This is a genomic window from Streptomyces sp. NPDC058671, from assembly GCF_042716475.1.
Classification (GTDB): Bacteria; Actinomycetota; Actinomycetes; order Streptomycetales; family Streptomycetaceae; genus Streptomyces.
Genome location: NZ_JBHXSA010000015.1, coordinates 76,684 through 100,539, shown reverse-complemented (window position 1 = coordinate 100,539; position 23,856 = coordinate 76,684). Strand labels below are relative to the sequence as shown.

22 protein-coding genes are annotated in these 23,856 nt (G+C 73.5%); 6 read left to right on the top strand and 16 right to left on the bottom strand.

Annotated features, from left to right (window positions below):
- Positions 1-133: 133 nt before the first annotated feature.
- The 7 genes from pheT to infC all read right to left on the bottom strand — a co-directional run bounded on the left by pheT (position 134) and on the right by infC (position 7,669).
- Complete coding sequence (pheT, locus tag ACFWV2_RS20040; protein WP_384406329.1) at positions 134-2,662, bottom strand: phenylalanine--tRNA ligase subunit beta; 2,529 nt, start codon at positions 2,660-2,662, stop codon at positions 134-136.
- Positions 2,662-3,801 carry a phenylalanine--tRNA ligase subunit alpha gene (gene pheS / locus ACFWV2_RS20035; RefSeq protein WP_384406328.1) on the bottom strand — a complete coding sequence of 380 codons (1,140 nt, stop codon included), beginning with the start codon at positions 3,799-3,801 and terminating at the stop codon, positions 2,662-2,664. The genes pheT and pheS overlap by 1 nt, the downstream gene beginning before the upstream one ends.
- A gap of 144 nt (positions 3,802-3,945) precedes the next feature.
- Positions 3,946-5,124 carry an ATP-binding protein gene (locus ACFWV2_RS20030; protein ID WP_384406327.1) on the bottom strand — a complete coding sequence of 393 codons (1,179 nt, stop codon included), beginning with the start codon at positions 5,122-5,124 and terminating at the stop codon, positions 3,946-3,948.
- An 81-nt stretch (positions 5,125-5,205) separates the two neighbouring features.
- Positions 5,206-6,045, bottom strand: a complete 840-nt coding sequence (locus ACFWV2_RS20025; RefSeq protein ID WP_384406326.1) for a TrmH family RNA methyltransferase — start codon at positions 6,043-6,045, stop codon at positions 5,206-5,208.
- Positions 6,046-6,187: 142 nt separating this feature from the next.
- Complete coding sequence (gene rplT / locus ACFWV2_RS20020; RefSeq protein ID WP_351164937.1) at positions 6,188-6,574, bottom strand: 50S ribosomal protein L20; 387 nt, start codon at positions 6,572-6,574, stop codon at positions 6,188-6,190.
- A 107-nt stretch (positions 6,575-6,681) separates the two neighbouring features.
- Positions 6,682-6,876, bottom strand: coding sequence for a 50S ribosomal protein L35 (gene rpmI, locus ACFWV2_RS20015; protein ID WP_030316087.1), 195 nt, complete (start codon positions 6,874-6,876; stop codon positions 6,682-6,684).
- A 121-nt stretch (positions 6,877-6,997) separates the two neighbouring features.
- The gene (gene infC, locus ACFWV2_RS20010) at positions 6,998-7,669 is read right to left on the bottom strand and encodes a translation initiation factor IF-3 (RefSeq protein WP_384406408.1); all 672 of its coding nucleotides are present in this window, start codon (positions 7,667-7,669) and stop codon (positions 6,998-7,000) included.
- A gap of 356 nt (positions 7,670-8,025) precedes the next feature.
- Here infC and ACFWV2_RS20005 point away from each other — a divergent pair, with 356 nt between their 5' ends.
- Positions 8,026-8,403 (top strand): DUF1844 domain-containing protein, encoded by a 378-nt coding sequence (locus ACFWV2_RS20005; RefSeq protein ID WP_360792446.1) that lies wholly within the window; start codon positions 8,026-8,028, stop codon positions 8,401-8,403.
- Positions 8,404-8,459: 56 nt separating this feature from the next.
- On the opposite strand, the gene ACFWV2_RS20000 is transcribed toward ACFWV2_RS20005, so the two are convergent.
- The 3 genes from ACFWV2_RS20000 to ACFWV2_RS19990 all read right to left on the bottom strand — a co-directional run bounded on the left by ACFWV2_RS20000 (position 8,460) and on the right by ACFWV2_RS19990 (position 11,844).
- Positions 8,460-9,191 (bottom strand): SseB family protein, encoded by a 732-nt coding sequence (locus ACFWV2_RS20000; protein ID WP_384406325.1) that lies wholly within the window; start codon positions 9,189-9,191, stop codon positions 8,460-8,462.
- 98 nt (positions 9,192-9,289) lie between these two features.
- Positions 9,290-10,468: a type VII secretion-associated serine protease mycosin gene (mycP, locus tag ACFWV2_RS19995; protein WP_384406324.1), complete on the bottom strand. Its 1,179-nt coding sequence runs from the start codon at positions 10,466-10,468 to the stop codon at positions 9,290-9,292.
- Positions 10,465-11,844 carry a hypothetical protein gene (locus tag ACFWV2_RS19990; protein ID WP_384406323.1) on the bottom strand — a complete coding sequence of 460 codons (1,380 nt, stop codon included), beginning with the start codon at positions 11,842-11,844 and terminating at the stop codon, positions 10,465-10,467. The genes mycP and ACFWV2_RS19990 overlap by 4 nt, the downstream gene beginning before the upstream one ends.
- 110 nt (positions 11,845-11,954) lie before the next feature.
- On the opposite strand from ACFWV2_RS19990, the gene ACFWV2_RS19985 reads away from it, so the two are divergent.
- Entirely contained in the window at positions 11,955-13,157 is a 1,203-nt protein-coding gene (locus tag ACFWV2_RS19985; protein WP_384406322.1) for an amino acid deaminase/aldolase, read from the top strand.
- Positions 13,158-13,244: 87 nt separating this feature from the next.
- On the opposite strand, the gene ACFWV2_RS19980 is transcribed toward ACFWV2_RS19985, so the two are convergent.
- From ACFWV2_RS19980 to ACFWV2_RS19970, 3 genes are read right to left on the bottom strand one after another with little or no spacing between them, the layout of a single operon-like run.
- Positions 13,245-14,027, bottom strand: coding sequence for a 3-oxoacyl-ACP reductase (locus ACFWV2_RS19980; protein ID WP_384406321.1), 783 nt, complete (start codon positions 14,025-14,027; stop codon positions 13,245-13,247).
- The gene (locus ACFWV2_RS19975; protein WP_384406320.1) at positions 14,024-15,388 is read right to left on the bottom strand and encodes an aldehyde dehydrogenase family protein; all 1,365 of its coding nucleotides are present in this window, start codon (positions 15,386-15,388) and stop codon (positions 14,024-14,026) included. The genes ACFWV2_RS19980 and ACFWV2_RS19975 overlap by 4 nt, the downstream gene beginning before the upstream one ends.
- A gap of 32 nt (positions 15,389-15,420) precedes the next feature.
- Positions 15,421-16,785: a glutamine synthetase family protein gene (locus tag ACFWV2_RS19970; protein ID WP_384406319.1), complete on the bottom strand. Its 1,365-nt coding sequence runs from the start codon at positions 16,783-16,785 to the stop codon at positions 15,421-15,423.
- 89 nt (positions 16,786-16,874) lie between these two features.
- On the opposite strand from ACFWV2_RS19970, the gene ACFWV2_RS19965 reads away from it, so the two are divergent.
- From ACFWV2_RS19965 to ACFWV2_RS19955, 3 genes are all read left to right on the top strand, one after another.
- Complete coding sequence (locus tag ACFWV2_RS19965; protein ID WP_384406318.1) at positions 16,875-17,603, top strand: FadR/GntR family transcriptional regulator; 729 nt, start codon at positions 16,875-16,877, stop codon at positions 17,601-17,603.
- A gap of 254 nt (positions 17,604-17,857) precedes the next feature.
- Positions 17,858-19,342, top strand: a complete 1,485-nt coding sequence (gene eat, locus ACFWV2_RS19960; RefSeq protein WP_384406317.1) for an ethanolamine permease — start codon at positions 17,858-17,860, stop codon at positions 19,340-19,342.
- 54 nt (positions 19,343-19,396) lie between these two features.
- Entirely contained in the window at positions 19,397-20,083 is a 687-nt protein-coding gene (locus ACFWV2_RS19955; RefSeq protein WP_384406316.1) for a gamma-glutamyl-gamma-aminobutyrate hydrolase family protein, read from the top strand.
- Positions 20,084-20,127: 44 nt separating this feature from the next.
- Here ACFWV2_RS19955 and ACFWV2_RS19950 read toward each other — a convergent pair whose 3' ends face one another.
- Complete coding sequence (locus tag ACFWV2_RS19950; protein WP_384406315.1) at positions 20,128-21,180, bottom strand: LysR family transcriptional regulator; 1,053 nt, start codon at positions 21,178-21,180, stop codon at positions 20,128-20,130.
- Between the two features lie 70 nt (positions 21,181-21,250).
- On the opposite strand from ACFWV2_RS19950, the gene ACFWV2_RS19945 reads away from it, so the two are divergent.
- Positions 21,251-22,402, top strand: coding sequence for a TDT family transporter (locus ACFWV2_RS19945; RefSeq protein WP_384406314.1), 1,152 nt, complete (start codon positions 21,251-21,253; stop codon positions 22,400-22,402).
- On the opposite strand, the gene ACFWV2_RS19940 is transcribed toward ACFWV2_RS19945, so the two are convergent.
- Positions 22,350-23,078: a helical backbone metal receptor gene (locus ACFWV2_RS19940; RefSeq protein WP_384406313.1), complete on the bottom strand. Its 729-nt coding sequence runs from the start codon at positions 23,076-23,078 to the stop codon at positions 22,350-22,352. The two genes, ACFWV2_RS19945 and ACFWV2_RS19940, sit on opposite strands and share 53 nt — an antisense overlap.
- Before the next feature lie 134 nt (positions 23,079-23,212).
- Positions 23,213-23,764 (bottom strand): XRE family transcriptional regulator, encoded by a 552-nt coding sequence (locus ACFWV2_RS19935; protein WP_360792418.1) that lies wholly within the window; start codon positions 23,762-23,764, stop codon positions 23,213-23,215.
- Positions 23,765-23,856: the final 92 nt, after the last annotated feature.

The following is a 23,856-nucleotide window of genomic DNA, read 5'->3' as shown; positions in this document are numbered from 1 at the left end:
CCCGCCGCCCGCCGCCTCGACGCCCCCCCGCGCCCGGGTGGTGGGGCCCCGCCCCCCCGGGGGGGTCCGTCACGGCGGGCGGGCCCCCCGGGGGCACCCCCGGGGGCGGCCCTCCTGGTGTGGTGCCCGTGTGTCAGGCGCCGCGCAGGGTGGCTCCCGTGCGCTCGGAGGCGAGGGCCACGGCCGCGTCGCGGGCCGCGGTGGCCTCGTCGACCGTGAGGGTGCGGTCCGGGGCGCGGAACCTCAGGGCGTACGCCAGGGACTTGGTCCCCTCGTCGAGCTGGTCGCCGGTGTAGACGTCGAACAGCCGGACGGACTCGAGGAGTTCGCCCGCGCCCTCGGTGAGGGCGGCCTGCACGTCGGCGGCCGGGACGTCGTGGGCGACGACCAGGGCGACGTCCTGGGTGGCAACCGGGAAGGAGGAGATCCGGGGGGCCCTGAGCGGGCCCTCGTTCGCCTTCTCCAGGAGGTCCAGGTCGATCTCCATGGCGCAGCTGCGCGCCGGCAGACCGAACGCCTTCACCACGCGCGGGTGGAGTTCACCCGCGTGGCCGACGAGGACCTTCTCCCCGTCCACCTCGACGTGGAACGCGGCGCAGCGGCCCGGGTGCCACGGGGCGTGCTGGTCGGCGCTGACGATCAGCTCGACCCCCGCCTCCGCGGCCACGGTCCGGCCGGCCTCGACCGCGTCCGCCCAGTCGGACGGACGGCCCCTGCCCCACCAGCCGGCCTGCTCGCGCGCACCGGCGAGGACGACGGCGGCGCGGCGCGGCTGCGCGGGCAGCGCGGCGTTGACCTCGGCGATCTCCTCGGCGCTGGGACGCCGGTCGACGGGCAGCCGGACGGCGACACCGCGCCGGTCCTCGGGCCGGAAGACCAGACCGGTCTCGAAGAGCGCCAGGTCGTGAGCGCCACGGCTGTCGTTGCGACGGAGCGCGCCCAGCAGGCCGGGGAGCAGCGTCGTACGGAGCGCGGGCTCCTCGTCCGAGAGCGGGTTGACCAGCTTCACGAGGCGGCGACGGGCGTCGTCCGCGTCGAGACCGAGGTGGTCGAGGGCCTGCTCGCCGATGAACGGGTAGCTCAGCGCCTCGACGTAGCCGGCGCCGGCGAGGGCGCGGCCCACCCGGCGGTGGACGCGCTGGCGCTCGGTGAGCCCGCGGCCGGCCGGGGGCTTCGGCAGCGTGGAGGGCAGGTTCTCGTAGCCCTCCAGGCGGATGACCTCTTCGGCGAGGTCGTTCGGCTCGGCGAGGTCGGGGCGCCACGAGGGAACGGTGACGACGAGGTCGTCCTGGCCGTAGACGTCGCAGCCGACCTCCTGGAGGCGGCGCACGACGGTCTCACGGCCGTAGTCGACGCCCGCGACCTTGTCCGGGTGGTTCGCCGGCAGGGTGATCGTGCGCGGCGCGGACGGGGCGCTGACCTCGGTGACGCCGGCCTCGGCCGTGCCGCCCGCGAGCAGCACGAGCAGATCGACGGTGCGCTGCGCCGCCGCGGCGGCGGCCTGCGGGTCGACGCCGCGCTCGAAGCGCTTGGACGCCTCGGAGGACAGCTTGTGGCGGCGGGCCGTGCGGGCGATCGAGATCGCGTCGAAGTGCGCGGCCTCGATGACGACCTCGGAGGTGCCGGTGACGAGACCGGTCTGCGGGTCGGTCACCGGGTCGGCGATCTCCGTGTCGGCACCGCCCATGACGCCCGCGATGCCGATCGGGCCGCGGCTGTCGGTGATGACCAGGTCCGCGGCGTCCAGGACGCGGACGGTGCCGTCGAGGGTGGTGATCTTCTCCCCGGCGTCGGCACGGCGGACCCCGATGGGGCCGTCGAGCCGGCTGCGGTCGTAGGCGTGCAGCGGCTGGCCGAGCTCCAGCATCACGTAGTTGGTGACGTCGACGGCCAGCGAGATGGGCCGCATGCCGGCCTTCTGCAGGCGCCGCTGGAGCCAGATCGGCGAGCGGGCCTCGGGGGCCAGGCCGACGACGGTGCGCGCGGTGAAGCGGTCGCAGCCGATGGGGTCGGTGATCTGGACCGGGTAGCCGTACGAGTTCGGCGCGGGCACGTCGAGCAGCGCCGGGTCGCGCAGCGGCAGACCGTAGGCGGTGGCCGCCTCGCGGGCGACACCGCGCATCGAGAGGCAGTAGCCGCGGTCCGGGGTGACGGCGATGTCGAGGACCTCGTCGAACAGCTCCAGGAGGACCGTCGCGTCGGTGCCGACCTCGTGCTCCGGCGGCAGCACGATGATGCCGTGCGTACCGTCGTCGCCCATGCCGAGCTCGTCGCCGGAGCAGATCATGCCCCGGGAGACCCGGCCGTACGTGGTGCGCTCGGCGATCCGGAAGTCACCGGGGAGCACGGCGCCGGGCAGGGCCACGACGACCTTGTCGCCCGCGGCGAAGTTCCGGGCGCCGCAGATGATCTCCTGGGGCTCGCCGGTGCCGTTGGCGCGGCCGACGTCGACGGTGCAGAAGCGGATGGGCTTCTTGAACTCCGTCAGCTCCTCGATGGTGAGGACCTTGCCGACCACCAGCGGGCCGGTCAGGCCGGCGCCGAGCTGCTCCACGGTCTCGACCTCGAGGCCTGCCGCGACGAGCTTGGCCTGGACGTCCCGGCCGGTCTCCGTCGCCGGCAGGTCGACGTACTCCCGCAGCCAAGAAAGCGGGACCCGCATCAGATCTCCATCCCGAACGGCCGGGTGAACCGGACGTCACCCTCGACCATGTCTCGCATGTCGTCGACGTTGTGGCGGAACATCAGCATCCGCTCGATGCCGAACCCGAAGGCGAATCCGCTGTACTTCTCCGGGTCCACACCGCAGGCGACGAGCACCTTCGGGTTGACCATGCCGCAGCCGCCCAGCTCGATCCAGCCCTCGCTGCCGCAGGTGCGGCAGGGGCGGTCCGGGTTGCCCACGGACTCGCCGCGGCAGACGTAGCAGAGCATGTCCATCTCGGCGGACGGCTCGGTGAAGGGGAAGAAGTTCGGGCGGAGCCGGGTCTTCATGTCCGGGCCGAAGAGCGCCTGGACCATGTGGTCGAGGGTGCCCTTGAGGTCGGCCATGGTCAGGCCCTCGTCGACCGCGAGCAGCTCGATCTGGTGGAAGACCGGGGTGTGCGTGGCGTCGAGCTCGTCGGTGCGGTAGACGCGGCCGGGGCACACCACGTAGACCGGGGGCTCCCGGTCGATGAGGGTGCGGGCCTGGACCGGCGAGGTGTGCGTACGGAGCACGACACCGGACTCGTCGCCGGTGGTGACCGTTCCCTCGGCGGTGGTCCCCTGGACGAAGAAGGTGTCCTGCATCTGGCGCGCCGGGTGGTCCGGGACGAAGTTGAGGGCGTCGAAGTTGAACCATTCCGCCTCGACCTCGGGGCCTTCGGCGACCTCGTACCCCATGGAGACGAAGACGTCGGAGACGCGCTCCATGAGCGTGGTCAGCGGGTGACGGGCGCCGGCCGGGACACGGTCGTACGGCAGGGTGACGTCGACGGCCTCCTCGACGAGGACGCGGGCGTCACGGTCGGCCTCCAGCTCGGTCTGGCGGGCGGCGAGCGCCTTGGAGACGACGCCGCGGGCCTGGCCCACGAGCTTTCCGGCGGCGGCCTTGGCCTGCGGGGGCAGGGCGCCGATCTCCCGGTTGGCGAGCGCCAGCGGCGAGGTGCCACCGGTGTGCGCGGTCTTCGCCTGTGCGAGCGCGTCGAGGTCGCCCGCGGCGGCGAAGGCGGCGAGCGCCTCGTCCCGCATGCGCTCGATCTCTTCCGGTTTCAGTGCCTCGACCTCAACCGGGTCGTACGACTTATTGGGTGCGGACATCTCTTCCCGTGCTTCCGTTGGCTGGCTGGGCGGCCCCGCTCGACGTCAAGGGCGCAAACGTGCCAAAGGACGAGTCTAACGGGGTGGGGGGACGCGAATGAGCCCGTGGGCAGGCCGGGCGGCTCCTGATCTCGTCTGGTCTCGTCAGATGAGATGGGCCGGGGTGCCGACGGGCAGGATAAATCGGAACTCGGCCCCGCCTCGGGGGCCCCTTCCGACGGTGATGGTGCCGCCGTGGGCCTCGACCACGCCCTTGACGATGTAGAGGCCGAGTCCGGTGCCGCCGCGTTTGCTGCCCCGCCAGAAGCGGGTGAAGACGCGGCTCATCGACTCCTCGGGGATACCGGGGCCCTCGTCGCTCACGGTGACCTCCGTCCCCTCTTCTCCGTCGTCGCCGGTCCTGGCGGGTGCCACCTCGATGGTGACGGTTCCGTCCCCGTGGCGCACCGCGTTTTCGAGGAGGTTCCCGAGGATCTGGTCGATCTTGTCGGGGTCCGCCCAGAGCGCGGGCAGCCCCGGCCTGATCCGTACGAAGAAACGGTCCGGGGACTGTCCGGCGGTGGTGTGGACCTGGACGTGGCGGCCGACGGCGGCGGCGATGTCGACGGGCTGGCGGCGCACCTCCAGTCGTCCCGAGTCGATCCGGGAGATGTCGAGGAGTTCGGCGATGAGCCGCTTGATCCGGCCGGCGTCGGCGTCGACGGTCTCCAGCATCAGCCGCTTCTGCTCGTCGTTGAACCGCTCCCACTTGGCGAGGAGGGTCGCGGTGAAGCCCTTGACGGAGGTGAGCGGGGAGCGCAGTTCGTGGGCGACGGTGGCGATCAGCTCGGCGTGGCTGCGCTCGGTGCGGCGGCGTGCCTCGGTGCCGCGCAGGGACACCACGACCCGGCGGACCGGCCCCGTGGGGTACTCGCGGACGTACCGGGCGGAGACGAGGACCTCGCGGCCCCCGGGCAGCAGCAGGTTGCGCTCGGGCTGGCCGCGGCGGATGGCGAGTCCGCCGTACGGATCGGTCAGGGTCCACCAGCGGCGTCCCTTGAGGTCTTCGAGGGGCAGCGCCTCGTCGAGGGGCAGGCCGAGGGCGCGGTCGCCGGGGACGGCGGTGATACGGCCCGCGGCGGCGTTGAAGGAGACGACCCGGCCGGTCTCGTCGGCGACGACGAGGCCGTCGGGCAGGTCGTCGGGGTGGATCCCGGCGAATCCCTCGGCCCCGTCCCCGGGAGCGCCTAGCGGCGGCCCGGCGGTCGTCGCGGCGTCCGGCGGTCCCGGGGCGTGCGCTGTGGTGCTCCGTGCCTCTGCGGGACTGTCCGTACCGACCGTCATCCCCGTTCCCCACCCCTCCGTGTAGCGCAGTGGGCCCCCCGAGTGCGTCACTCTACTGGGCGGGGAGGGCGGAACGGCCCTTCAGGAGGAGGTTCGGGGGCGCTGCGCGCGGGCGGAGGCGTACAGGCAGACCGCGGCGGCCGTGGCGAGGTTGAGGCTCTCGGCCTTGCCGTGGATGGGGACGCGGACGACGGCGTCGGCGAGGGCCCGGGTCTCCTCGGGCAGCCCCCAGGCCTCGTTGCCGAAGATCCAGGCGGTGGGCCCGCCCATGGTGCCGGCGTCCAGCTCGGCGTCCAGGTCGTCCTGACCCGCCCCGTCGGCGGCGAGGATCCGTACGCCCGCGCCCTTCAGTCCCGCGACCGCCTGCTCGACGGGGACGCCGACGGCGACCGGCAGGTGGAACAGGGAGCCGACGGAGGCGCGTACGGACTTGGGGTTGTAGAGGTCGACGGAGGCGTCGGTGAGGACGACCGCGTCGGCGCCCGCCGCGTCGGCGCAGCGCAGCACGGTGCCGGCGTTCCCGGGGTCGCGTACGTGGGCGAGGACGGCGACCAGCCTGGGCCGGGCGGCGACGATGTCCTCGAACGGCGAGTCGAGGAACCGGCAGACGCCGACGAGCCCCTGCGGGGTGACGGTCTGGGAGACCTCGGCGAGCACGGCGTCGGAGGCGTGGTGGACGCGGGCACCGGCGGCGAGGGCGGCCTCGATGATCGGTGCGTACCGCTCGGCGGCCTCGACGGTGGTGAAGAGCTCGACGAGCGTCGGCTCCCCGGTGGAGCCGCGGTGCTCGACGGCCTCGCGGACGGCCTGCGGGCCCTCGGCGATGAAGAGGCGGTCCTTGCCCCGGAAGTTGCGCTTGGCGAGCCGCCGGGCGGCGACGACGCGCGGCGAACGCGGGGAGATCAGCTCGGGGATGACCATGAGGTGCGGCGGTTCTCTCTTCGATGCCGGGGACTACGGGATCGGGGTGCGACGCGGTCCGGTGTTCCGGGGGTTGACGCACCCGGACCCGCAGGCGCGAGGGCGCGTGCGGGTCCGGGCGGAGGTACTGCGGCCTGGAAGATCAGGCGGCGGCCTTCGGGGCGTTGACGTCGGACGGCAGAGCCTTCTGCGCGACCTCGACCAGCGCGGCGAACGCGTTGGCGTCGTTGACGGCCAGCTCGGCGAGGATCTTGCGGTCCACCTCGATGTTGGCGGCGTTCAGACCCTGGATGAGGCGGTTGTACGTCATGCCGTTCTGGCGGGCAGCGGCGTTGATGCGCTGGATCCACAGACGGCGGAAGTCGCCCTTGCGCTTCTTGCGGTCGTTGTAGTTGTAGACCAGCGAGTGGGTGACCTGCTCCTTGGCCTTGCGGTACAGGCGCGAACGCTGACCGCGGTAGCCGGAGGCCGCCTCGAGGATCGCCCGGCGCTTCTTGTGGGCGTTGACTGCCCGCTTGACGCGTGCCACTTGTTGACTCCTTGTAGCGGGGTCGTGGTGGGAACTCACACGACCCGAAAAACGAATGGGTCCCGGACCTGGCCGGTAGCCCCCGTCGCCGGGGGCGGGTGATCAGATCAGATGCCCAGCATCTTCTTGATCTTGGCCGCGTCGCCCGGGGCCATCTCCGCGTTGCCGGTGAGGCGACGCGTCAGCTTGGACGACTTGTGCTCGAGCAGGTGGCGCTTGCCGGCGCGCTCGCGCAGGATCTTGCCGGTGCCGGTGACCTTGAAGCGCTTCTTGGCACCGGAGTGCGTCTTGTTCTTCGGCATCGCGCCGTATCTCCTCGTCAGTGGCGCTCCCCCCGGTGCGGGCACCGGACATCCGGGAGCGTCAGTCTTCGTCTGGTGGGTCCGGGCGGGGCCCGGGGCTGCCTGGATGGCAGCCCCTAGGTCACGCCTCGGGGGTCTCGGCCGGAGCGTCGGCCGGAGCCTCGGCGACCGGAGTCTCGGCCTCGGGGGCCGAAACCTCGGACGTCTCCTCGGCGGTGCCGCCCTGGCGCTCGGCCTTGCGTGCGGCCTGGGCCTCACGCGCCTCGGCCATGGCCTCGGTCTTCTTCTTGTGCGGGCCCAGAACCATGATCATGTTCCGGCCGTCCTGCTTCGGGTTGGACTCGATGAAGCCAAGCTCCTCGACGTCCGACGCCAGCCGCTGCAGCAGCCGGAATCCCAGCTCGGGGCGGGACTGCTCACGACCACGGAACATGATCGTGATCTTGACCTTGTCGCCCTGCTTGAGGAACCGGACGACGTGACCCTTTTTGGTGTCGTAGTCGTGCGGGTCGATCTTCGGCCGGAGCTTCATCTCCTTGATGACCGTGTGCGCCTGGTTCTTGCGCGCCTCACGGGCCTTCATGGCCGACTCGTACTTGAACTTCCCGTAGTCCATGAGCTTGCACACGGGCGGACGGGCGGTCGCCGCGACCTCGACCAGGTCGAGGTCGTACTCCTGTGCGAGCTCCAGGGCCTTGGCAAGCGGAACAATCCCGACCTGCTCGCCGCTGGGTCCGACAAGTCGCACCTCGGGAACGCGAATCCTGTCGTTGATGCGGGGCTCGGCGCTGATGGATCCTCCTAGGTAGCACTACACGACCGCCTGGCGGACGGACGCGCAACGTCTGTTTCTGTGAGACCAACCGGACCGGCGCATGAAAAACGCCCCGGACGGGACACAGGCGGGGCTCCATGGGAATACCGGAGCACCGCCGCGGTCAACCGCGGGGCGCACATCGGGCGGCTCCATCGTCCGTACGGAACGATGGGCGCCACCTGACCGGTGACCCGCCACCCGCGAGGGTGGTCAGGTGGGAGATCGGAGCCTCCACTTGTGGGCCGGGCACACAGGTGTCCGGCCGGTCGTTACACAAGGTTAGCAGGACCCGGCGGTCTCCGCGAACCAGGGACCGGCCTATCGTATGAGGCATGAGCGAGACGCCCCAGAACGAGTCCGTGGACTCCCCCGACGCCCCCGACTTCGACGCCATGACCCGCGACATCGCGGAGGTCCCCGCGGTCGAGGTGATCGTGACCGTCGCCGTCAACCTGATGAGCGCCGCCGCGGTGAAGCTCGGGCTCACCGAGGAGGGCGACAAGTACAAGGACCTCGACGAGGCCCGCAAGCTGGTGCACGCGCTGGCGGGACTGCTCGACGCCGGCGCGACGGAGGTCTCGTCCTTCCACGCGGCTCCTCTGCGGGACGGCCTGAAGTCCCTCCAGCTCGCCTTCCGTGAGGCCTCCCTCGTCCCCGACGAGCCGGGCCAGGGTCCGGGCGAGAAGTACACCGGGCCGGTGTACGGCTAGGACGGCCGGGTACGGCTGGAGCGGCGGGGCCTCCCTGCCCCGTACCGCTCACCGTTTCACCGCTTGACGTAGAAGGGCTCGCCCGGAGGCGTGGCCGAGGCCGGCAGGAGTGCCAGGTCGAGGCCCCGCACCAGGCGGGCCCTCAGTGTCTCGTCGGCGGCGAGGGCCCGGGCCACGCGCTGAGCGGCCTCCGCCGGAGGGGTGTCCGACGCGAGGACCAGGGCGAGGGTGCCGTCGGCGGCGCCGGGGCCCAGGTGGGCGCGGAGCACCGCGGGCTCGGCGGCCACGGCGGCCCGTACCGCGTCCCGTACGGCGGGGTCGTCGAGCGGGTTCGCGCTGGTGCGGCCCTCGGCGAGGGCGAGCAGGGCGGGGCCGGTCAGCTGGTACGGCACGGGGCCGGCGAGGTCCAGGACGACCGTGTCCGCCCTCTCGTGCGCGGCGGCCTGGAGCGCCTGGTGGAGCGGGACGGCGACGGGCCGGGCCTCCGGGTCCCACAGGGCGAGGGAGGCGATCGAGGTGAAGGCGGGCAGGGCCCGCCGGTCCCCGGCCGTGAGGGTGGGGACCGCCATGTCGCTGGTCTTCTCGCGGCGCAGGCCGTTCTCGTCGGTCTCGACCTCGCCGAGGACGGCGACGACGGGGACGAGCAGCCGGGCGGTCCGCAGCGCGTCGAGGACCGGGCCGTGGGCGGTTCTGTCCTCCGCCCAGGCCGCGAGGGCCGCGGCGAGTCGCGGGTCGGCGGTGCCGTCGTCGTCGGAGAAACCGGGGTCCGGGATGTTCTTGAGCGCCACGCACCGAGCCTAACCGTCGTGCCCGGCCGGCCGGACACCCCCTGGGGCCTCACCGGGAAGCAGCGCCGTCCGCCCGAGCCCAGGAGCTTCCGGATCCCCTAGGGGGTCCGGTGGGCGCGGTGGAGGACGACGGCGGTCAGGAGCAGCAGGACGCCGAGCCCGCCCGCGAGGGGGGCGAGCAGGCCGACGGGGCGGCTGTCCTCGGCCGGGGGGAGGGGGCCGGGGCCGAAGTACCGGCCCCGGTAGCCGCTGCTGGCGTTCTTGGGGTCGCCGCCCGCGATCCGGGCTCCGGCCTCGATCGCGGCGGCCGGGTCGACCGTTCCGTATCCCTTGGCGTCGCTGCGGCCGCCCTTGGGCCGGTTGCGGGCGGTGTCGATGAGCAGCTGTTTGACCTGGGCCGGGGTGAGGTCGGGGTGGGCGGCGCGGACGAGGGCGACGGCTCCGGAGGCGAACGCGGCGGCGGCGCTGGTGCCCCAGCCCTCGTAGTAGCGGCGGTCGGGGTCGGCGATGGCGATGTCGACGCCGGGGGCGCTGACGGTGGCGTACCAGCGACGGGTGGAGAAGGAGGCGTGGGTGCCGTAGCGGTCCACGGCGGTGACCGCGATGACCCCGGGGTACGCGGCGGGGTACGAGATGTGGTCGCCCTTCTCGCCCCCGTTGCCCGCGGAGGCGACGACGGAGACGCCCTTCGCGAGCGCGTACTGGACGGCGGCGTCCTCGCCCGCGTCGGGGTGGGCGGACTTGGAGTCGTCGCCGAGGGAGAGGTTGATGACGTCGGCGCCGTGGTCGGCGGCCCAGCGGATGCCTTCCGCGAGGGCCGTGCCCCGGGTCTTGCGGGCCTTGTCGCGGGCCTTGTCGGTGCCTTCGAGGATGACCCGCACGGGGAGGATCCTCGCGTCGGGCGCGATGCCGAGGACGCCGTCCCCGCCGTCGTGTCCGTGGCCGTGCCCGGCGATGATGCCGGCCATGGCGGTGCCGTGCCGGGCCCAGGCGCGGTCGCCCCGGGACGCGCCGAAGCCGATGAGGTCGCGTCCCGGGAGTACGGAACCCTCCAGGTCCGGGTGTTCGGCGTCGACGCCGGTGTCGAGGACGGCGACCGTGACGCCCTCGCCCTCGGTGGTGCGCCAGGCCTCCGTGGTGTGGAGCGCGTCGAGGCCCCATTGGCGGGCCCGGATGGTGTCGGCGTACGCGGGCGTGGTGGTGGCGGGCAGGACGGCGAAGGCGGCGGCGAGCAGGACGGCCACGGTGGTGCGGGTGGGGCGGGTGGGGCGCGTCACCGGGCGTTCTTCTCCTTCGCGGCCGAGGCGACCGTCGTGCGCAGCAGCCCTACGAAGCGCGCCGTGATGCCCTTGGCCTCGTGGCCGAGGCCGGACTGCGCCGTGGCGTCGGTACGGCCGGCGGCCATGGCCCGGTCGGCGGGCTGCGGGCCGTCGACGGCCCGGCCGTCGGCGAAGCCGGAGACGGCCGTGACGACGACGGGCAGGTCGGCGGGGGCGTTCAGCCACCAGCTGGCGCGCTGGGCGGCGCCGAAGCGGGCGGCGACGGTGCCGTGGCCGGAGAGCGCCGGCGGGATGTCCGCGCCCAGGCGGGGGGTGAGGCCGCCGCCCTCGGCGAGGGTGCGCTGCGTGTGCGCGTCGGCTCGGGTGAAGACGAGGCCGACGGTGATGACGCTGCTCGCGGTGGCGTCCGTGTACGTGGCGCGCAGGACGCGCTCGCAGCCGAGCGGGCGGAGGGCGGTGAGCAGGCCCTTGGCGAGGACGGCGGGTGAGCAGGCGGCGTCCGGGGCGACGACGATCCGGGTCCAGGTGCGCGCGGCGGCGCCGGGTCCGGCGCCCGGTCCGGCCAGGGTGCGGGGGAAGAGGGTGTCGACCGGGGCGTTGTGCCAGAGGTCCATGGCCTCGGTGTACCCGGCGGGTTCGGCCGGCTTCCCCGGTTCGGCGGCGGCCAGCCACACGCCGACGAGGGAGCCGCCGATGAGCCCGGCCCCGAGCACGGCACAGACCGCGACGAGGATCCCCCGCCCGGTACGCCGCTCCCGTACGGGCCGGAGCCGGGTGGTGGTCTCACCGGGAGCCTCGGGGGACGGGGCGTGGTGACCGTAGGGGCCGTACGGGGTGGTGCGGCCGTACGGGGTGAGGGGCGACGCGGGGTACGGAGGCGGGGCGGGGGCGTACCCGGAGGCGGCCCCGGAGGCGGCGGACGCGCTTGCCGGCGACGACGGGGACGGGATGACGGGGCTCCACGCGGGGCGTGCCGGCGCCGTGGTGGCCGAAGTCCCCGGGCTCGACGCGGGGCGTGCCGGCCCCGAGGGCGCGGGAGTTCCGGGGGTCGTCCCCCGACCGGCCGGGCCCGCGGGCCCGGCGGTGGGCGCCGTCGGTATCGGGGGCTCGCCCGTGGTCGTCCGACGTGCGACCCCGTGTGCCGGGCGCGTCGGCGTCTCGGTCCCGGTCGCTCGGCGCGCCGACGCGTCCGTCCCCGCCCCCGCCCCCGTGTGCGCGGCGTCCGCGCGCTCGGGCTCCGGGGCGGTGTTCGGCTGTGCGGGCTCCGTGCGCGGTTCGTTCGGGCGGATCGCGCGGAGACGGGTGGTGGTCTCCGTCGGGAGGAGGGCGTCCGTGATGCGCGAGGGCGTACGGGGGCGCTGCTCGCCGGTCATCCCCGTTCCCCCCGCTCGTGTCGACAATGCCCGTCACTCTACGGGCTGTTCCCCCCGGCGCGGGAACCCAGGGGCTACCCACCCGTAAACCCGTCTGGCAAGCTCGGGCCATGACTCCCCGTGCCGCCGACCGGGCCCGTTACGACCGGGCCACCGCACATCTCGACGCGCCCGTGGCGGTCGTCGATCTGGAGGCCTTCGACGCCAACGCGGCGGACCTCGTGCGCCGGGCCGGGGGCAAGCCCGTGCGGGTGGCGAGCAAGTCCGTGCGGTGCCGGGCGCTCCTGGAGCGGGTGCTGGCGCGGGAGGGCTTCGCGGGGATCATGTCGTTCACGCTCGACGAGTCGCTGTGGCTGGCGCGCGCCGGCTTCGAGGACGTCCTGCTCGCGTATCCGTCGGCGGACCGGTCCGGCTTCGGTGAGCTGGCGCGGGATCCGAAGCTGGCCGCCGCCGTGACCGTGATGGTCGACGACGTGGCGCAGCTGGACCTCATCGACGCCGCGCGGGCGGGCGGGACGGAGGAGGTGCGGGTCTGCCTGGAGCTGGACACGGCGCTGCAACTGCTCGGTGGGCGGATACGGGTCGGTGCGTGGCGCTCTCCGCTGCGGGAGCCCGCCCAGCTGGCGGAGCTGGCCCGGTCGGTGGCGCGGCGACCCGGGTTCCGGCTGGTCGGGATCATGGCGTACGAGGGGCATGTAGCGGGGGTCGGGGACGCGGTCGCGGGCCGGCCGCTGCGCTCGCGGGCGATCCGGCTGATGCAGGCGGCGGCCCGCAGGGAGCTGGCGGAGCGCAGGGCGGCCGTGGTGCGGGCGGTCCGGGCGGTGGCGCCGGAGCTGGAGTTCGTGAACGGCGGCGGGACCGGGAGCGTGCAGCACACGGCCGTCGAGGACGCGGTGACGGAGATCGCCGCGGGTTCGGGGCTGTTCGTGCCGCGTCTCTTCGACAACTACACCTCGTTCAGCGGCCGGCCGGCCGCGCTCTTCGCGCAGCCCGTCGTCCGCCGTCCGGGCGTCGGGGTGGTGACCGTGCTCGGGGGCGGTTATCCGGCGTCCGGGGCGGCGGGCCGGGACCGGCTGCCGGTGCCGTATCTGCCGGAGGGGCTGCGGTACGACCCGCGGGAGGGCCCCGGCGAGGTGCAGACCCCGCTGCTCGGGTCGCCGGCCGACGATCTGCGGATCGGCGACAAGGTGTGGTTCCGGCACGCGAAGGCCGGCGAGCTGTGCGAGCGGTTCGACAGCCTTCGGCTGATCGAGGGCGACCGGATCACCGCGACGGTGCCGACGTACCGGGGCGAGGGCCGGACCTTCCTCTGACGGCCTCACGCGGAGGATCGCGTACGAGGGACGGCCGGGCGTCTCGCGACGTCCGGCCGTCCCGTGGTGCGGGAGCGGTGCGCCGGGTCAGATCGGTGTCACGTACGCGCCCGCGATGCCTCCGTCGACCAGGAAGTCGCTGGCGTTGACGAACGAGGAGTCGTCGCTCGCGAGGAAGGCGACGGCGGCGGCGATCTCGTCGGCCTCGGCGAAGCGGCCGACCGGGATGTGGACGAGCCGGCGGGCGGCCCGCTCGGGGTCCTTGGCGAACAGCTCCTGGAGGAGCGGGGTGTTGACCGGCCCGGGGCAGAGGGCGTTGACGCGGATGCCCTCGCGGGCGAACTGGACGCCGAGTTCGCGGGACATGGCGAGGACGCCGCCCTTGGAGGCGGTGTAGGAGATCTGGCTGGTGGCCGCGCCCATGATGGCCACGAAGGACGCGGTGTTGATGATGGAGCCCCTGCCCTGGCGGCGCATGTAGGGCAGCGCGGCCTTGCAGCAGAGGTAGACGGAGGTGAGGTTGACGTCCTGGACGCGCTTCCAGGCCTCCAGGCCGGTCTCCAGGATGGAGTCGTCGTCGGGCGGGGAGATACCGGCGTTGTTGAAGGCGATGTCGACGGAGCCGTAGGTGTCGAAGGCGGTCCTGAACAGCGCCTCGACCTCCTCCGGGTCGGTGACGTCGACCTTCACGAAGGTGCCGCCGACCTCCTCGGCGGCGGCCTTGCCGGCCTTCTCGTCGATGTCGCCGCAGACGACGTTCGCGCCTTCGGACGCGAGGCGGCGGGCGGTGGCCAGGCCGATGCCGCTGCCGGCCCCGGTGATGACGGCGGTGCGGCCGACCAGGCGGCGGCAGATGAACTCGTTGCTCACAGTGCGGGGCCCTCCGTGCTGATGAAGACGTTCTTGGTCTCGGTGAAGGCGGTCAGGGCGTCGGGGCCCAGTTCGCGGCCGAGGCCGGACTGTCGGTAGCCGCCGAACGGGGTCCAGTAGCGGACGCTGGAGTGGGAGTTGACGGAGAGGTTGCCGGCCCGGACGGCGCGGGAGGTGCGCAGGGCGCGGCCGACGTCCCGGGTCCAGATGGAGCCGGACAGGCCGTACTCCGTGGCGTTGGCGAGGCGGATCGCGTCGGCTTCGTCGTCGAAGGGGAGGACGACGGCTACCGGGCCGAAGATCTCCTCGACGGCGCAGGGAGCGTCCTCGGGTACGCCGGTGAGGACGGTCGGCGGGAACCAGAAGCCGGGGCCCTCGGGTGCCTTGCCCCGGATGCCGTCGAGTCCGTCGGTGGCGTAGGAGCGGACGCGGTCGAGCTGGGCGCGGGAGATGAGCGGGCCCATCTGGGTGCGCTCGTCGAGGGGGTCGCCGACGACGATCTCCTCGATCGCGGGGGTGAGGAGCGCCAGGAAGCGGTCGTACGCGCTCCGCTCGACGAGGATGCGGGTGCGGGCGCAGCAGTCCTGGCCGCTGTTGTCGAGGAAGGACATCGGCGTGGCCGCCGCCGCGGCCTCCAGGTCCGCGTCGGCGAAGACGATGTTGGGGCTCTTGCCGCCGAGTTCGAGGGTGATCCGCTTCACCTGGGCGGCGCACGTGGCCATGATCGACTTTCCGACCCGGGTGGAGCCGGTGAAGACGATCTTGGCGACGTCGGGGTGTTCGACGAGGGCGTTCCCCGCGACCGGGCCGGTGCCGGGCAGGACCTGGAAGAGGTGTTCGGGCAGTCCCGCCGCCAGGGCCAGTTCGGCGAGGCGGAGCGCGGTGAGCGGAGTGGTCTCGGCGGGCTTGAGGATGACGGCGTTGCCTGCGGCGAGGGCGGGTGCGGTGGCCCAGGCGGCGATCGGCATGGGGAAGTTCCAGGGGGCGATGACGCCGACGACCCCGAGCGGTTCGAGGATCGTGATGTCCAGGCCGCCGGCGACCGGGATCTGCCGCCCGTTGAGGCGCTCCACTCCCCCGGCGGCGAAGTCGAGGAGGTCGCGGACGTTGCCGGCCTCCCAGCGGGCGTTGCCGAGGGTGTGGCCGGCCTCGGTGACCTCCAGGCGGGCGAGTTCCTCGACGTGCTCGTCGACGACGGCGGCGAAGCGGCGGAGCAGCCGGGCCCGGTCGGCGGGCGCGGCGGCGGCCCAGCCGCGCTGGGCGGTGGCGGCCCGCGCGACGGCGGCGTCGACGTCGGCGGGGGTGGCGGCGGGGACGGTGGCGACCAGCTCCTCGGTCGCCGGGTTCAGTACCTGGAGCAACTCTCTTCTCTCTTCTGTGGCAGGCGCTTTCGTTACAGGCGTTCGAAGGAGCGGCGCAGTTCCCAGTCGGTCACCGCGGCGTCGAAGGCCTCCTGCTCGACGCGGGCCATGTTGCGGTAGTGGGCGACGACCTCGGTGCCGAAGGCGGCCTTGGCGATCTCGCTGGTCTCCCAGAGTTCGGCGGCCTCGCGCAGGGTGGTGGGCACGTGCGCGTACTCGGCGGTGTAGGCGTTTCCGGCGCAGGGCGGCGGCAGTTCGAGCTGCTGTTCGACGCCGTGCAGTCCGGCCGCGACCATGGCGGCGACGGCGAGGTAGGGGTTGACGTCTCCGCCGGGGAGGCGGTTCTCGAATCGGGTGGAGCGGCCGTGGCCGACGACCCGGAGCGAGCACGTGCGGTTGTCGTGTCCCCAGGCGACGGCGGTCGGTGCGAAGGAACCGGGCTGGAACCGCTTGTAGGAGTTGATGTTTGGGGCGTAGAGGAGGGAGAAGTCGCGCAGGGCGGACAGCTGCCCGGCGAGGAAGTGCCGCATGGTCGCGGACATCCCGTGCTCGTCGTCCCCAGGCATCACGTTCGTCCCCTCTCCGTCCTGGAGCGAGAGGTGGATGTGGCAGGAGTTGCCCTCGCGTTCGTCGTACTTCGCCATGAAGGTGAGCGAGTAGCCCTCCTGCGCGGCGATCTCCTTGGCGCCCGTCTTGTAGACGGCGTGCTGGTCGCAAGTGACGAGGGCCTCGTCGTACCTGAAGACGATCTCGTGCTGGCCGGGGTTGCACTCGCCCTTGGCGGACTCGACGGTGAGCCCGGCGCCGGTCATCTCGTTGCGGATGCGGCGCAGGAGCGGTTCGACGCGGCCGGTGCCGAGGACGGAGTAGTCGATGTTGTACTGGTTGACGGGGGTGAGCCCGCGGTAGTTCGCGTCCCAGGCATGCTCGTAGCTGTCCTTGAAGACGATGAACTCGAGTTCGGTGCCGACGTGGGCCGTGAGGCCGTGCTCCGCGAGGCGCTCCAGCTGGCGGCGGAGGATCTGACGGGGTGCCGCGACGACCGGGGTGCCGTCTCCCCAGGCGAGGTCCGCCGTCACCGCGGCGGTGGCCTCGTTCCAGGGGAGCCGGCGCAGGGTGGTGAGGTCGGGGTGCATGGCGAAGTCGCCGTAGCCGCGCTCCCAGGAGGACATCTCGTAGCCCTCGACGGTGTTCATCTCGGGGTCGACGGCCAGAAGATAGTTGCAGCCCTCGGAGCCGTGGCCGAGTACCTCGTCCAGGAAGAACGGGGCGGCGAACCGCTTGCCCTGGAGCCGCCCCTGCATGTCGGGGAAGGCCAGGACGACGGTGTCGATCTCGCCGCTCGCGACGAGGGCACGGAGCTCCTCGACGGTGAGCGGGGGTTTGCGGTCTGCCACGGGAATGCTCCTCCTTCGGCCTGCCGGAAGTCATAAGGTATTGCGGAAGACCTTTACTTGGGAAGGTCTCGAGAAGGGGAAACGACGACGTGGCCAGTACGAGTGAATCGGCGGACCGGCTGACGCCCGTGCTGCGCCCGGTGCGGGCGGGCAACGGCTTCGAGGAGGCCCTGGAACAGATCCTCCAGGTGGTACGGCTCGGGCTCGTGCCGGGCGGTGAGCGGCTGCCCGCCGAGCGGGAGCTGGCCGACCGGATGGGGATCAGCCGGGTCACCCTGCGCGAGGTCCTGAAGGTCCTCCAGGAGCAGGGGCTGGTGGAGAGCCGGCGCGGCCGGTACGGCGGAACGTTCGTGCTGCCCCGGGTCCAGACCGGCGACGAGGACGAGCTGCGCCGCCGGATCGCCACGGTCGACATGGAGGACACCCTGCGCTTCCGGGAGGTGCTCGAGGTGGGGGCCGCGGGACTCTGCGCGGCCCACGGTCTGGACGCGGCGGGCGCCGACCGGCTGCGGGCCGCGGTGGCGGCCACGCACGACGCGCCCCTGGCGGACTACCGCCGCCAGGACACCCTGCTCCACCTCACGCTCGCCGAGCTCTCCGGCTCGCCGACGCTGACGGCCCAGTACGCGGCCGTCCGGGCCACGGTGAACGACCTCCTGGACTGCATCCCCCTGCTCGTACGCAATCTGGAGCACTCCCAGCACCAGCACACCGCGCTCGTGGAAGCGGTCCTCGACGGGGACGCGGACGCGGCGAGGGAGGTGATGCGGGAGCACTGCGCGGGGACGGCGGCGCTGCTGCGGGGGTTCCTGACGTGAGGGCGCCGCGCCTCCCCGCCCGAGGGGCCGCCCCCGCCCGGCGCGAGGAGCATGCCCTTCCCCCGCGAGGAGCCGCCCCCGCCCCGGCGTGAGGAGCAGGTTCGTCCCGCGCACGCCACCGCCCCCCTCCCCGCCCGGGAGCAGGCCCTCCCCGCGTGACCCGAAAGTCGCGCAGAGGGGTTGCGCTCCCCCGTCGACCACCGCAAAGGTATGGCTCCAATCCATTGGGTCCGTTGCGGGGAGCTGACGCTGCCATGACGCTCGAAGACACGACCGGGAGCGCGTCCGGGGACAAGCCCGGAGGCGCGCCGCCCGGGACCGCCGTCCCACCGAAGGACGACTATCTCGAACGCCGGGCGCTGCGCCGCGGCAGCGCCGGCTGGCTGCTGCTCACCGGCCTAGGCGTCGCGTACGTCGTCTCCGGCGACTTCGCGGGCTGGAACACCGGCCTGTCGAAGGGCGGCTTCGGCGGACTCGCCGTCGCCATGGTCCTCATGGGCGCCATGTACGCCTGTCTGGTCTTCGCGCTCGCCGAACTCTCCGCCATCCTGCCCACGGCGGGCGGCGGCTACGGCTTCGCCCGCCGGGCCCTCGGCACCTGGGGCGGATTCCTCACCGGTACCGCGATCCTCATCGAGTACATCCTGGCCCCCGCCGCGATCTGCATCTTCATCGGCGACTACGTCGAGTCCCTCGGTCTCTTCGGCCTGACCTCCGGCTGGCCGGTCTACCTGGTCTGCTTCGCGCTCTTCATCGGCATCCACCTGTGGGGGGTGGGCGAGGCGCTGCGCTTCAGCCTGATCGTGACGGCGATCGCCGTCGCGGCGCTGGTCGTCTTCGCGTTCGGCGCGTTCACCGACTTCCACGTCGGCGGACTGAACGACATCCCGGTCGACGGGGAGGCCTTCGGGTCCACCTCCTGGCTGCCGTTCGGCCTGCTCGGGATCTGGGCCGCGTTCCCCTTCGGCATGTGGTTCTTCCTCGGCGTGGAGGGCGTGCCGCTCGCCGCCGAGGAGGCGAAGGACCCGGTGCGGTCGATGCCGAAGGCGCTCGCGATCTCCCTGGGCATCCTGGTCCTCCTCGCCGTCGTGACCTTCCTCGCCGCCACCGGCGCGCGCGGCTCGGCGATCATCCAGACGGACGGCAACCCGCTGGTCACGGCGCTCCAGGGCAGGGGGGAGCCGACGGGGCTCAGCCGGTTCGTGAACTACGCGGGCCTCGCGGGCCTCGTCGCCTCCTTCTTCTCCCTCATCTACGCCGGATCGCGCCAGCTCTTCGCCCTCTCCCGGGCCGGCTACCTGCCCCGCTTCCTCTCCCTGACCAGCCGCCGAAAGTCGCCCTACCTGGGGCTGCTCATCCCGGGCGCGATCGGCTTCGCCCTCGCCGCCGGGACCGGGAACGGGGCCCGGATGCTCAACATCGCCGTCTTCGGCGCCACCATCTCGTACGCCCTGATGGCGCTCTCCCACATCGTGCTGCGGCGCCGCGAACCAGGACTTCACCGGCCCTACCGCACGCCCGGCGGGACAGTGACCTCCTCCGTGGCCTTCGTCCTGGCCCTGGCGGCCCTGGTCGCGACCTTCCTGGTGGACCGGACGGCGGCGTTCATGGCGCTCGGGGTGTACGTGATCGCCCTCGCCTACTTCGCGTTCTACAGTCGGCACCGTCTGGTGGCCGGGGCGCCCGAGGAGGAGTTCGCGGCGCTCGCCGCGGCCGAGGCCGACCTCGCACGCGACTGACGGCCCGTCCCGCCCGGCTCTCCCGTCTCTCCCGTCCCGTCTGGAGGAACTCCCGTGTCCAAGCCGCTCATCGGCGTGACCACCTACCTCGACCAGGCTCGTTGGGGCGTGTGGGACATGCGGGCCGCCCTGCTCCCCGCCCCGTACCCACGGCTGGTCCAGGAGAGCGGCGGGCTCGCGGTGATGCTGCCGCCGGACGGGCCGGCCGCCGCGGCGGCGGTCGTGGCCCGGCTCGACGGACTGGTCGTCGCGGGCGGGGCGGACGTCGAGCCCGTACGGTACGGGGCTGAGCGCGACCCCCGCACCGGCCCGCCGGCCCGGGAGCGGGACTCCTGGGAGCTGGCCCTGATCGACGCGGCCCTGGCCTCCGGGACGCCGCTGCTCGGCATCTGCCGGGGCATGCAGCTCCTGAACGTGGCCCTGGGCGGGACGCTGGTCCAGCACCTGGACGGGCACGTGGAGGCCGTCGGGGTGATCGGCCGGCACGCGGTGAAGCCGGTGCCGGGCAGCCGGTACGCCTCCCTCGTCCCCGAACTCGCCGAGGTCCCGACCTACCACCACCAGGCCGTGGACCGCCTGGGCACGGGCCTGGCGCCCTCGGCGCACGCGGAGGACGGCACGGTGGAGGCCGTGGAACTGGCCGATCCCGCCTGGGCCCTCGGTGTCCAGTGGCACCCGGAGCTGGGCGAGGACCGACGGGTGATGAGGGGGCTGGTGGAGGCGGCCATGGGACGGGTCTGACAGGGGGCGTGCGCCCGCCGGGCGGGACTTCTCCGGACAGCCGTTCAGCCCCGCGTCAGCGACAGCAGGTCGCGGGCCGGGCCGGTGGGGCGGTGGCCGGTGGGCCAGACGGCTCGGAGATCGCGGCGCAGTTGAACGCCACGGACGGGGATGGCGACCAGTCGGCGGGAGGCCAGCTCCTCGGCGATCGCCAGTTCGCTGAGGACGGCCGGTCCGGCTCCGGTGACGGCGGCCGCCTTCACCGCGGTCGTGGAGGCGAGTTCGAGGAGCGGCTGCGCGAGGCCGCCGTGGTCGGACAGCGCCGCGTCCAGGACCTGCCGGGTGCCGGAGCCGCGCTCCCGCAGGACCAGCGGGGTCGACGCCAGTTCCGCCGGGTCCAGCGGGCCGCGGCGGCGCGCCCACGGGTGTGAGGGGGCGGCGACGACCGCGAGCCGGTCATGGGCGACGACCACGCCGTCGAGGCCGTCCGGCACGGCGAGCCCCTCCACGAAACCGATGTCCGCCTCGTTCGCGAGGAGCCGTTCCGCGACCACGGCCGAGTTCCCGGCCTGGAGCGACACCGCCGTGTCGGGGCGGTCGGCGCGCAGCGCGATCAGCCAGCCCGGCAGCAGGTACTCGGCGATCGTCATGGACGCGGCCACCCGCAGCCGCGAGTCCCGTCTCCCGCGCAGGGCCTGGGCGCCCGCGTCGAAGGCCTCCGCCGCCTCCACGATCCGCCGCGCCCAGTCGGTGACGAGCGCGCCCGCGTCGGTGAGCCGTGAGCCGCGCGGCGAACGGTCGACCAGGGCCACGCCCAGCTGCCGTTCCATCGAGCGGACGCGGCTGCTGGCGGCGGGCTGGGTGATGCCGACCTCGCGGGCGGCTGCGCCGAGGCTGCCGTGCCGGGCGACGGCGAGAAGCAGTTCGAGCGCGCCGAGGTCCGGGACCCGGTGGTGGAGCTGGGCCCGGACCCCGCCCCCGTAGGCGTCACCGCCGTACGTGTCACCGCCGCGCGCGTCACCCCCGCGCGCCTCGCTCCCGCGCGCGTCACCCCCGCGCGCCTCGCTCCCGCGCGCGTCACCGCCGTGCGTCTCGCCGCCCCGCCTGCGCTCGCTCATAAAGCCAGCTTATGACGTCATAGCCACATGATCCCTGGTGGGGGCCGAGGAGTCCGGGGACGGTGGAGCCATGGCAAGCCTCGCACCTCTCCGTCCGGCCTTCCGCGTCACCACCCCCGGCGCCCGGTCGGCCGGCCCCCGCGCCCGTACCGTCCGTCACCTCGGACCCCACTGGTACGCCTCCGTGATGGGGACGGCCGTCGTGGCCAACGCCGGCGCCGGCCTCCCGGTGAGCGTCCCCGGTCTCCGTACGGTCTGCGCGGCGGTGTGGACGCTGTCGCTCGCGATGCTGCTCGTCCTGGTCGCCGCCCGCGCGGTGCACTGGATCCGCCACCGCGACCAGGCCCGCGCCCACCTCCTGGACCCCGCCGTGGCGCCGTTCTACGGCTGTGTCTCGATGGCGCTGCTCGCCGTCGGCGGCGGGGCGGTGATCGTGGGCCGGGACTGGATCGGACTCCCGGCGGCCGTGGCGCTCGACACCGTCCTGTTCACCGTCGGTACGGTCATCGGTCTCGCGGCGGCGGTGGCCGTCCCGTACCTCATGGTGGTGCACCACCGGATCGAGACCGCGTCACCGGTGTGGCTGCTGCCCGTCGTCGCCCCGATGGTCTCGGCCGCCCTAGGCCCGCTGCTCGTGCCCCATCTGCCCGCGGGGCAGGCGCGGGAGACGCTCCTCGTCGTCTGCTGGGCCATGTTCGGCGTGAGTCTGCTCGCGACCCTGGTCATGCTGCCGCTGGTGTTCGGCAGGCTCGTGACCGGCGGGCCGCCGCCGTCGGCACTCACCCCCACCCTCTTCCTCGTCCTCGGTCCGCTCGGCCAGTCGACGACCGCCGCGAACACGTTCGCCGACATCGCCCCGGGCGTCCTGCCCGACCCGTACGCGCAGGGCTTCACCGCCTTCGCCGTCCTCTACGGGGTGCCCGTCATGGGCTTCGCCCTCCTGTGGCTGGCCCTCGCCGGCGCGATGGTGCTGCGGGCGCGCCGCCAGGGCATGGGCTTCGCGATGACCTTCTGGGCGTTCACCTTCCCGGTCGGCACCTGCGTGACGGGCGCCGGGGGGCTCGCCCAGCACACCGGTCTCGCCGTGTTCCGCTGGCTCGCGGTCGGCCTGTACGCGTTCCTCGTCACGGCCTGGCTGGTGGCCGGGCGGCACACCGTGCGCGGACTCGTCAGCGGCGCGCTGCTCGCAGGGCCCGCGCCAGCGCCCCCGGCGCCTCGGTGAGGGAGGGCCCGTACCAGGTGAGGAGTCGTCCGTCGACGAGGGCGGACGCGGTCCCGGGGAAGGCCTCGGGGCCGTCGTCGCGCGTGAAGCGGTACGGCTCGTCGGGCAGCACGACCAGATCGGGCGCGGCGGCGCGGAGGGTATCGAGCGGCAGGCGCGGGTAGCGCTCCGGGTGCTCGGCGTACAGGTTGCGCACCCCGAGGCGGGCGAGCAGGTCGCCGGCGAAGGTGTCGCGGCCGAGGACCATCCAGGGGCGGCGCCAGATCGGCACGACGGCGGTGAGCGGTCCCGCGGCGGTCACGTCCGGGGCCACCGCCTCCCACGCCGCCTCCGCCTCGTCGAGCCAGCGGGGCCGCCGGTCGACGCCGCACGCGGCGAGTACCCGCTCCAGCTCCCGCAGGGCCTGGTCGAGGGTGCGGATCTCGGTGACGAGGACGTCGAGTCCCGCGGTGCGCAGGGCGGCGAGGTCGGGGGGCCGGTTCTCCTCCTCGTTGGCGAGGACGAGGTCGGGACGGAGGGCGGTGATCGCGGGGACGTCGGGGTTCTTGGTGCCGCCGATCCGTACGACGTCGAGGCCCGCGGGGTGAGTGCACCAGTCGGTGGCGCCGACGAGGACCCCGGGCGCGCTGACGGCGACGGCCTCGGTGAGGGAAGGGACGAGGGAGACGACTCTCATTCGCGGGTGCCCCGCCACCGCGCCGCTACCGGCCCCGGTCATCGCGGGTGCCCCGCCACCGCGCCGCGACCGGCCCCCGTCATCGCCGGTGTCCCGCCACCGTGGCCCGACCGGCCCTCATCGCCCCGGGACCCTCATTCGACCTCGGCCTCGACGTGGTCGGCGACGGCGACGACGAGCAGGCGCGTGCCGGGTTCGGTGGCGCGCCAGCGGTGGCGGACCCCGCCGGAGAGGTAGAGCGTGTCGCCCCGGCCCAGCCGGTACGCGCGACCCTCGGCCTCGACCTCCGCGGCACCGTCGGCCACGTACAGCAGCTCGTCGTTGCGGTGCTGGAACTCGCGCCCCGCGTCCTGCTCGCCGGTGAACTCCAGGGCGTGCAGCTGGTGGCGGCCGCGGACGAGCGCCCGGACGCCCGCGGGCAGGACCGGGGAGTGGTCGTCCGACCGGACGACGTCGACGGTGCGGGAGGCCTCGGCGGCGGCCAGGAGTTCACCCGCGGTCGTCTCCAGGGCCTCGGCGACGAGCTCCAGGGAACGGTTGCTGGGGCGGGCCCGGTCGTTCTCGACCTGGCTGAGGAAGGGCACGGAGAGACCGCTGCGGGAGGACACGACGGCCAGGGTGAGCTGGAGCGCTCTGCGTCGTCTCTTGACGGCCGCGCCAACGCGGGCTGATTCCTTCTCGTCCATGTCGGCTCCCTCCCTCGTGCCTCGCGCGTCCCGTACCGGGCGGTTACCTGAACCTTACGCAGCTTTGGGGCGGGGTTTCGCGTCGTGACGAA

Bases quoted from the DNA above. Each gene is read 5' to 3' on its own strand.
- ACFWV2_RS19990 (WP_384406323.1), bottom strand. From the start codon at position 11,844: ATGACCGGCGAGCAGCGCCCCCGTACGCCCTCGCGCATCACGGACGCC.
- ACFWV2_RS19985 (WP_384406322.1), top strand. From the start codon at position 11,955: ATGACTCCCCGTGCCGCCGACCGGGCCCGTTACGACCGGGCCACCGCA.
- eat (WP_384406317.1), top strand. From the start codon at position 17,858: ATGACGCTCGAAGACACGACCGGGAGCGCGTCCGGGGACAAGCCCGGA.
- ACFWV2_RS19935 (WP_360792418.1), bottom strand. From the start codon at position 23,764: ATGGACGAGAAGGAATCAGCCCGCGTTGGCGCGGCCGTCAAGAGACGA.
- rpmI (WP_030316087.1), bottom strand. From the start codon at position 6,876: ATGCCGAAGAACAAGACGCACTCCGGTGCCAAGAAGCGCTTCAAGGTC.
- ACFWV2_RS19950 (WP_384406315.1), bottom strand. From the start codon at position 21,180: ATGAGCGAGCGCAGGCGGGGCGGCGAGACGCACGGCGGTGACGCGCGC.
- ACFWV2_RS19945 (WP_384406314.1), top strand. From the start codon at position 21,251: ATGGCAAGCCTCGCACCTCTCCGTCCGGCCTTCCGCGTCACCACCCCC.
- ACFWV2_RS19940 (WP_384406313.1), bottom strand. From the start codon at position 23,078: ATGAGAGTCGTCTCCCTCGTCCCTTCCCTCACCGAGGCCGTCGCCGTC.
- ACFWV2_RS20030 (WP_384406327.1), bottom strand. From the start codon at position 5,124: ATGACGGTCGGTACGGACAGTCCCGCAGAGGCACGGAGCACCACAGCG.
- pheS (WP_384406328.1), bottom strand. From the start codon at position 3,801: ATGTCCGCACCCAATAAGTCGTACGACCCGGTTGAGGTCGAGGCACTG.
- ACFWV2_RS20025 (WP_384406326.1), bottom strand. From the start codon at position 6,045: ATGGTCATCCCCGAGCTGATCTCCCCGCGTTCGCCGCGCGTCGTCGCC.
- ACFWV2_RS20005 (WP_360792446.1), top strand. From the start codon at position 8,026: ATGAGCGAGACGCCCCAGAACGAGTCCGTGGACTCCCCCGACGCCCCC.
- pheT (WP_384406329.1), bottom strand. From the start codon at position 2,662: ATGCGGGTCCCGCTTTCTTGGCTGCGGGAGTACGTCGACCTGCCGGCG.